Origin of the sequence: Mesorhizobium sp. M0571, from assembly GCF_040320985.1 — a bacterium.
GTDB lineage: Bacteria > Pseudomonadota > Alphaproteobacteria > Rhizobiales > Rhizobiaceae > Mesorhizobium.
Genome location: NZ_JAMYQT010000033.1, coordinates 44431 through 53249 on the forward strand (window position 1 = coordinate 44431; position 8819 = coordinate 53249).

Sequence of the window (8819 nt, forward strand, 5' to 3'; positions counted from 1 at the left end):
TTCGTTGGAAGTGCAAGGATATTTCAACGTCAGCGGCAGCGGATGTCAAGGTGCAAATACATACATGCATATACAAGCTCCATGACCTAATTTTCTGCTCGCGAAATACCTAGGCGTAGCCGTGCGCGAGCTCTCTTGCAGGCTTGCTTTTAGCTGCCGCTGGCTCTCCGACGGTCACATGTGTCTCGAAGGGGAGTACCGGCTGCCCAGCGAATAACGGCTTCCTGCGTAAGTGAGCTTGCTGACCGTAGCCACCACCGCGCCCGTCCACGTCCGTCGATGCAGAAGAAGGCAACAACTGCCGACATCGATCCTCAGATGCTGTGCCATCTGGGAATCGGCCGGAATTGCGGAAATGATGTGCTCGACCTCGGTCACGGGCGTTTTCTGCATGAGATAGTCAAAGGTCGTCGTCTTGGAGAAGTCCTGCTTGTCATAATCCAGTATCAGGCTCGGATTGACGAAACGCTCTTCCAGTTGCACAGGCAGGTCGTTTTCGAAGTTGATGACAATGGAATGGTAGATCGGCACGCGCTTTGTGAACTCGAACGAAAGCGCGAGGTCTTTTGTCGGCATCATCGTTTCGAGGACGAGAACGTCCGACCTGTGCCTATTGCCCCGCTCGACGATCTCGGCTGCGATGTTGTTGATCTCGATCAGGGCCGATTGTGGCCGAGGTGGCGCGATGAACGTCCCAACGCCCTGGAGCCGGATCAGAAATCCCGCTGACGTCAGCTCTCGCAAGGCACGGTGGACGGTCATCCGCGACACGCCCAGCGTGGCCACAAATTCGTTTTCAGACGGCAGCTTTCGGTCCTTGCTCCATCGGCCGTTTCCGATGTTTGTCAAGATGTAGTCCTTGACCTTCTCGTAGAGAGGGCTGGCCGTATCGGGCAAAGTGATCATTTCAAAAGTCTCTCCCGCAACGATCATAAATCATGCTTGCTCGGCAGGTTGCCGTATCCGGACAATCGTCTTCAAGCCATCGCTCTGCCCGGCCAAGAGCCGGTCATAGGCTTCGGGAATTTCATCCAGGCCTATCTCGCGGTCGATCAGTTCGATCATGGGCCCGGTCAATTCGCCGAGCATCCTGACGGCCTCGGGAAGCTCATCTGCAAAGGCGTGACATCCCAGCAATGAGATTTCGCGTTCAACCAGAATGTTGGGATCAATATCGAGGCGCCCATGGAATATGCCAACCATCGCAACCGTACCGCCGGGATCGAGCACGCTAATTATCTGGCTGAATGCGGCAATGCTGCCGGTCACCTCGATGGCAGCGAGCAAGGGGGCATTGGCGGTAGCCGCAGCAATGGCAGCCCGGTTCAAATCGACAATCTTGGCACCGGTTACCTGCGCCACCCGGGCGCATCGGCCCTGGTTGCGATCCGTGACGAGCACGGTACCCGGGAACGTTCGAGAAAGCACCAGTGCGGCAAGACCGCCGATCGTGCCGCAGCCGACGACTAGAACGGAGCTGGCCTTTATCGGCAGACGCCGCACCGCGTGCAGCGCGACCGCCAGCGGCTCGGCCATAGCCGCGACCCGTGCGTCGAGCGCGGCATCAACGATGTGCAACAGGCGTGCAGGCAAAACGGCCTGTTCGGCAAATCCGCCGTCACATATTTCGCCGACAAACCCCAGAGAAGCGCAAAGATGCCGTCTCCCACCACGACACTGGGCGCATTCTGCGCACCAGAAACGCGAGTCGGCGACCACCCTGTCGCCAATGGCGACGGAGTCCACGCCGGCCCCGATGGCGATCACGGTTCCTGTCAGTTCGTGGCCCGCCGTCGAAGGCGATCGGCTTATCCATTGGCCCGTCCGGAAATTGTGCAGATCAGAGCCGCAAATGCCTGCAGCATCGATGCTCAGCTTCACCCAACCTGGATCCGGATCTCCTGGTGGGGCGACATCTTCCACGCGCAAGTCACCTGGTCCATAAAGTCGTGCGGCCTTCATTGTGGTCGTCCCCCGTCAGTCGGCGAGATAGCGATCGCGGATCTCCGAGACGGCATTTTCGTGGGAGCTGAACCCTTCGTAGCGGGCGAGCCTGCGCGCGTGGAGGGCGAGTTCCGGATAGGCGGCCGAGGTGACGTAGCCCACCGAGGATCGCTTGACGAAATCCGTCACCGAAAGCGGCCCGAAGGTTCGCGCCCACCGGCTGGTCGGAAGCACCGCATTGGGTCCAAGGACAAAATTGGCCAGCGTCACTGGGGTATGCGGGCCCATGAGGATTTCGGCGGCTTCGGTGATGCGTCCAAGATGCGCAAATGGCTCCTTTGACAGGATCTCGAGATGCTCGGGCGCATAGTCATTGATGAAGCGGTAGCTGTCTTCCAACGATGCGGTGAGCACAATGCCGCCGCGTTTTCCGGTCAGCACCGCGCGCGAGAACTCTACGCGCTGCTCTGTCATCCGGGACCAATGTTGCGGGATAGCAGCAAGCGCAGCTTCGGCAACCTTGCGGCTGTGCGTCACAAGATAGGCTGACGAATCCGGCCCGTGCTCGGCTTCGATCAATAGGTCAAGAGCGGCAAGGCCGCCATCCACGCTGTCATCTGCAAAGATGATCGCTTCGGATGGGCCGGCCGGAAGACCCGTGTTGATGATCGGAGCCAAGAGGCTCTTTGCCGCCACCACCCATGGGCTGCCGGGGCCGACGATCTTGACGGCTGGCTTGACCGTCTCCGTGCCATAGGCGACCGCGGCGACTGCCTGGGCGCCGCCACATTTATACACGGTCTCGACGCCGGCGAGGCGAGCCGCGACCAAGGTGGCTGCGTCTACCGAACCGTCGGATGTCGCAGGTGTCACGATCGCGATCTGAGGCACGCCGGCAATCACCGCCGGCACCGACGTCATCATCGTGACCGAGGGGAAGGCACCCTTGCCGCGCGGAACGTAAAGCGCAACCGAGGCGATCGGGGTGTACCTGTCGCCCGCATAAGCGCCCGGCCGCACTTCCTTGAGCCACATCGCCTCCGGCCGCTGCTCCTCATGGAACCGCCGGATATTCTCGATGCCGAACGCGATGCTCGCAACGACGTCTTTTTCAACCTTAGCAAATGCCGCCTTGAACTCTGCCTGCGTAACCTTCAGCTCACCGTCAGCCACATGGGCTTTGTCGAACTCCCGCGCGAACCGGATCAAAGCTGCGTCACCTTCATCCTTGACGGCTTGGATGATTGGACGGGCCTTCTCGATGAAGGATGACAGATCTGCTTCGGCGCGTTCGAGCAAACCGGCCCGCTGATCGGCACTGATGGATGACAGGTCGTGGAAGCTGACGTCGGACATGGCTGCTCCTTCTGTTAGAACGAAACGATTGCTAGCGCTGGTCGGTCACCACTCTGGAATGCGTTGGCACAGACAGTTTTGATCGGAAAGTTTGTATCACCCTCCCAGGCGAAGCAGCCCATGGACTCAGATCGACGCGAGGAAGCCTCCATCGACCGGGATGGACTGGCCGGTGATGTAGGCGGACGCATCGGAAGCGAGGAACACCGCGATTCCATGTAGATCCGAGAGGTTGCCAAAACGGCGCTGCGGGATTTTGGCGAGCATGGATTGCTGCCATGTTTGGTCGCTGTAGAACACGTCTGTCATTGCCGTCCTGAAGTAGCCGGGGGCGATGGCGTTGACCCGGATTCCAAGATCCGCCCACTCAGCTGCGAGAGCACGGGTCATGCCGAGGAGGCCTGACTTTGACGAGCCATACGGCACCGCTGTGGGAACGCCGACCTCCGATGTCAGCGAGCACAGATTGATGATTGCGCCGGAACGTCCGGCGTCTCTCATTTGTCGCGCAGCGGCCTTGGCGCAGAAGAACGCTCCTTTGAGATTCGTGTCGACGATCCTGTCCCAAAGGGCCTCATCGACATCAAGCGAAGGCCGAACCTCTTCAGTCCCGGCATTGTTGACAAGAATATCGAGGCCACCGAGCAGTCTGCTCGCCTCGGCTATTGCCGCCTCGCACTGCTCTACGTCTGTGACGTCCAAGCGGATGGCATATGCGGCGCCGCCGGCTGCGCTGATGGCCGCGGTAGTCTCCTCAAGGGAGCTCAGCTTGCGTGCCGCAACTGCGACGTCGGCGCCAGCCGCACTCAGGGCTTCTGCGATGCTGCGCCCAATACCGCGGCTTGCGCCGGTTACAAGCGCTTTCCTGCCCGACAGGTCGAAGAGAGAAGCGTTGCGCATGCCATCCTCCGTCGTGTTGCGGCTCGCCTTTCACCGAGCCTATCCGAACCAGACTTACCTATACAAGCATATACATCATTGTTTTCAAAACCCGTTTAGGCAGCCGGGTTAGCCAACGTGCGCCCCAGCCTTGACTCGCCGTTGGAGACAATCCCAGCAGCGCATTTTTGGCCAATGTCCTTCGAACAGGACGGCCTCCCCGGCAGGCGCCAAGCTGACCTTGTTCGTGAGAGCGCTAGGGGGTATTGGGACGCCACCGGACCGGCTGCGGTCGCTCCAGTGTAAGAGTGCCCTCGGGAACGGTTGATGGAGCGCGCAGTAAACCACGACGCGATGAGTGCGGTTGGTTATACCACCCCCTGGAGCGCCAAAGCGGGCCAGCAGGTCAGCCTCAGCCTGTCTTGCGATCGGCCGATAAAGAGCACGCGAATCTGCCAGATTGACAAACCGGCCACCGAATTCCTCGACTGGTCGATCCAAGCGACAGGTGAACCACAGCATCGGCTGTTCGATCATGGCTCGTTCCTGCGCGTGCCGGCCGGCGAACTCGCCAAAGTGCAATCGGTCCACGGCATTCACTTTGAACTGTTCCTCACCCGCAACTGCGGGGAACGCACGATCGTGGAAGCGGGCATCCTCAGACTATGCGTGCGCGACGGCGTGTTTGTTCTGAAAATCGCCGATCGGATCTTGTTTACGGACGAGAAAGTGCCAAGCGGTGTTTGGCTAGCCGTTGAACTCGACCTGCGGCACGAGCGGTTGTGCTTGCGCATCAGATCACTCGATCTGCTTGCGCGGTACGAAATCCATGAACGTCTCGGCAGCCCCGTGCGGGATCTGCAAGGGGACGGAATCTATTTCGGCGTATGCGCGTCCCGAAACGAGCCGACGCTCAACGCGAAGTTTGCGGCAATCCGACTTGACACGCCGCACGGCACCATCGCGTGGAATTTCCCACCGCTCCTGTCAACGGAGCCTATGTGGTCGTCAGGCGGAACTGATCCGCTGGTCCTCGACGTGATCAATCAACCAACTTTTTGCATGACTTCGACGCGCTGGGATGGATCGAGCTTTGACCCTCGGCTCGTGCCGTCGCACTACGATGCTATCCATTGCCACGACGACGACATCGGTCCGCTTCGATGGCCGGTCTCCCATCGGGTAACGGTCCCTGACAACGCTCGCCCGGGCGTCTATGCATTTCAAATCGAATGGGACGGTAGCTTTGAACGGGTGGTGTTCTTCGTTACCTCTTCGCGCGCACTGGCGCGGCTCCTGTACCTCGTGCCGACGGCCACCTATCTCGCCTATGCGGACGAATACCTTCCGACCCATCTCTATCCTTGGAAATGCGACGATCGGGGGCATCGCTTCGCGATCGCCAACAACCTAAAATCGCTTTACGACTACCACTCCGATCTCAGCGGCGTGTCCATCTGCTCTTACAAAAAGCCGAAGGTCACCGTCCGGGACGATTACAATTATCCACTCTGCGGCTGCCCGCACAACTTGCCGGTCGATCTGCACTTCCTCAGATTCTGCCACGAACATGGAATCGCGTTTGACGTCGTAACCGATCACGATTTGCACGAATGCGGCATAGACGGTCTGCGAGGATATCAAGCAGTCATAACGGGCAGTCATCCGGAATATATGTCGGTCGAGATGGAGCAGGCGCTGCGGCAGTTTGCGTCGGAAGGCGGCAGCATCGCCTATCTCGGCGGAAACGGCTTTGCCGGAACTGTGGCTTTCAAGGACGATTTGATGGAGCTGCGGCGCTCGCCGCTGGAGGCCGGCCGCACATGGGACGGCCCAGTCGCTGAACAGTCGCTTTCAATCACCAACGAACCAGGAGGCTATCTCCGATCCCGCGGCCGAGGCGAATTCTCACTGATTGGTGGCGCAATCTCGCTGATGGGCTTTGAAGGCGCGCGGCCCTTCACGCGTACAGAAGAGAGCTACGAAGAGGAATGCGCATGGCTGTTCGAGGGTGTTGAAAATCAGACCTTCGGGTCGGAGGGCATCGTGCTGGGCGCGGCTGCGGGCTACGAAGTGGATGCGACAGATCCTGCGCTCGGCACCTCCCCTGACACTGTCGTAGTCGCGCGTGCGACAGGTTTTCCCGATAGTTTTTTTCAGGATCCGACGCGGTGGTACGAAGGCGGGGATCCGGAACGTGCCCGCCGTCGGTGCGCTGAAATGACGTTACGACACTTGGCAACAGGCGGGCTGATCTTTTCGGCAAGCTCGGTCGCTTGGTGCGGGGCGCTCCCAGTTGCAGGCGCCATGAACGATGTGGGGACGATCACGCTCAATCTGCTAAACTATCTCGCGGCTCCGCATGACAAAGCAAGGACATTTGCCTCTTCCAAGCTAAGGTTCGCACAATGACGCGATCGATCTGGCTGACGTCGGAGCACATCTGAGCGAGCTCATCGACCGAGTTGGCGATTCAATCGACATCACCCGACGCGGCAAGCTGGTCGCACGACTGAGCAATTCGACCGGACCTCGCAAGCGGATCGATAAAGCCATGCTTCACTCGTTCTTGCCGCACCGTTTGCAACTCATTTTGCTCCCGACCAACTCAGCCCCAATGGCAATAACGCCATCGGTGATTCCAGTCGCGCCCTGCCCGGCCGACCTTTGAGGCATTTCGGGTTCGCCTCCTGATCGGCGGCCGGCATCGGCAAGAGAGATCGGCAATCAATATCGGCAATTATGCTGACTTATGGTCTCGAATGCCTTACATTGCAGGCAATTGAGAAACTATAGAGATCGGCAAAGAATGCTTGAAACCCCTGCCCGCATCGAGCCACTGTTTTTTGACGACGCGGTTCCGACCGTCCTGGCAGATCTCGCGATCGAGCTGCAGAAGGCCGCCGATGAACTCGGCCGAGGCCTGCATCCGGAATCGGCCGCCGAACTGGCCGATCTCGTGCGCGTCATGAATTCTTACTATTCGAATTTGATCGAAGGCCACAACACCCGACCTCGAGATATCGAGAGTGCATTGGCCGGAGCCGAGATTGATCCCGAACGCCGTCCTCTCGCCTTGGAGGCCAAGGCCCATGTCGAAGTTCAGAGGATGATTGATGGTCTCGGTTTGCGTGGGGAACTGCCGAGCCCGACTTCGATCGAATTCATCCGGTGGGTTCATCGCGCCTTGTACGACGAGATGCCAGAGGAATTCCGGTTCATCGACAATCCTGACGGCACCAAGGCCGAGATCGTGCCCGGCGAGTTTCGGTTGTCCGCAGATCATGATGTCGTTGTCGGGCGCCATCAGCCGCCATCGTCTGACAGGATGGTGGTCTTTATGGAGTATTTCCAGAAACGGTTTGCGATGGCCGAAAGGCAGGCCAGCCTGCGGATCATCGCGATTGCGTCAGCTCATCATCGCCTCAATTACATCCACCCGTTTCCAGACGGCAACGGCCGCGTCAGTCGGCTGATGTCTCACGCCATGGCGCTCAAGGCCGGGATCGGCGGCAATGGCCTGTGGTCGATATCTCGTGGTCTCGCTCGTGGCCTAAAAGATCGGGGCGAATACAAGCGCATGATGGATCACGCCGACAGCCCAAGACAGGGCGACCGCGACGGCCGAGGAAAGCTTTCGGAATCAGCACTCAAGGATTTCGTCGAATGGTTCCTGACAGTCGCGCTCGATCAGGTGCGGTTCTCGACCACGATGTTCGACCTCGAACGGCTCGAGGCTCGCTACCGCGCCCTGGTGAAGGATATCGTCGACGACAAACGGGCACCTGATCTGGTGGCGGCAGTATTGCGGCACGGTAGGCTGCCCCGTGGCGAGGCCAATTTCGTGCTGAAAACATCCGAGCGCACGGCACGGAACACGTTGTCGGATCTCGTCGACCGCGGTTTCCTGAAGTCTGACACTCCGAAGACACCGGTGCGGATCGCTTTTCCTCTCGATTTCAGGGAACGGCTGTTTCCGAATCTCTTTACCGATGCCGAAGTCAATGTACCCAAACCGCCCTCACTGTCTTTCAGGTGAGTGGAATTGTAGCAAGTTGGAGCATCGGGAGGGCCGCTTGCGGCACCCCAATTATGTCGATAGATTGCGATTCTATCGACATAATTTGACGACATGTCGTTGTCGACGACATATCCCGCCTGACATGCCGATCGCATGAGGATTGACCGACCGTTTCGCCCCTACAACGACCTCTTACGCTCGACGCATCTTCGTCGGGCCAAAGCTCCCCCAAACCTGAAGCTTCTGCAGACGTTCCTCACTGAGCCTTCGGTCTGACCGTGCGTCGGATCTAAGTCCGAGTTGTTGTCGCGCAAGAGCCCCGACATCGCGCCGCCCCGGAACTGTGTCTGTTCGTACTCGTTGGCGTCGCTCAACGGAGGAGCCCATGGAGAACAGTGTCCACCAAGCTCGCTGGCTGCTTGCACCAGTTTTCGCGGTCTCCATCACCGTCTTGGTGATAGGAATAATCGCTAGCTGATACTCGTTAGCCAGAAATGACGCTCCAACAGCCCCGAATTGTATCTGCGCAGAAATGTCCCTTCCTGCGCTGATAGGATGCGTACGCCATTCCTCGATTGGCGGGCGGATCCTCATTTGCAGCTGCGTGGGATGTCGAGTG

6 protein-coding genes and 1 pseudogene are annotated in these 8819 nt (G+C 59.0%); 3 read left to right on the forward strand and 4 right to left on the reverse strand.

All coding sequences use genetic code 11. The features are described 5' to 3' along the window. Positions 1-174: 174 nt before the first annotated feature. From hutC to NKI85_RS27895, 4 genes are all read right to left on the reverse strand, one after another. Entirely contained in the window at positions 175-906 is a 732-nt protein-coding gene (gene hutC, locus NKI85_RS27880; RefSeq protein WP_352779216.1) for a histidine utilization transcriptional repressor HutC, read from the reverse strand. A 30-nt stretch (positions 907-936) separates the two neighbouring features. Continuing rightward, complete coding sequence (locus NKI85_RS27885; RefSeq protein ID WP_352779218.1) at positions 937-1962, reverse strand: zinc-dependent alcohol dehydrogenase; 1026 nt, start codon at positions 1960-1962, stop codon at positions 937-939. 15 nt (positions 1963-1977) lie between these two features. Continuing rightward, complete coding sequence (gene hisD, locus NKI85_RS27890) at positions 1978-3300, reverse strand: histidinol dehydrogenase (protein WP_352779220.1); 1323 nt, start codon at positions 3298-3300, stop codon at positions 1978-1980. Between the two features lie 126 nt (positions 3301-3426). After that, a complete protein-coding gene (locus NKI85_RS27895; RefSeq protein ID WP_352779223.1) occupies positions 3427-4200 on the reverse strand; it encodes an SDR family NAD(P)-dependent oxidoreductase in 774 nt (257 codons plus the stop codon). A 306-nt stretch (positions 4201-4506) separates the two neighbouring features. On the opposite strand from NKI85_RS27895, the gene NKI85_RS27900 reads away from it, so the two are divergent. The 3 genes and pseudogenes from NKI85_RS27900 to NKI85_RS27910 all read left to right on the forward strand — a co-directional run bounded on the left by NKI85_RS27900 (position 4507) and on the right by NKI85_RS27910 (position 8218). Continuing rightward, positions 4507-6591, forward strand: a complete 2085-nt coding sequence (locus tag NKI85_RS27900) for a N,N-dimethylformamidase beta subunit family domain-containing protein (protein ID WP_352779226.1) — start codon at positions 4507-4509, stop codon at positions 6589-6591. A gap of 4 nt (positions 6592-6595) precedes the next feature. Then, positions 6596-6745: pseudogene (locus NKI85_RS27905) on the forward strand (type II toxin-antitoxin system Phd/YefM family antitoxin); the annotation flags it as partial. 243 nt (positions 6746-6988) lie between these two features. After that, a complete protein-coding gene (locus NKI85_RS27910) occupies positions 6989-8218 on the forward strand; it encodes a Fic family protein (protein ID WP_352779229.1) in 1230 nt (409 codons plus the stop codon). Positions 8219-8819: the final 601 nt, after the last annotated feature.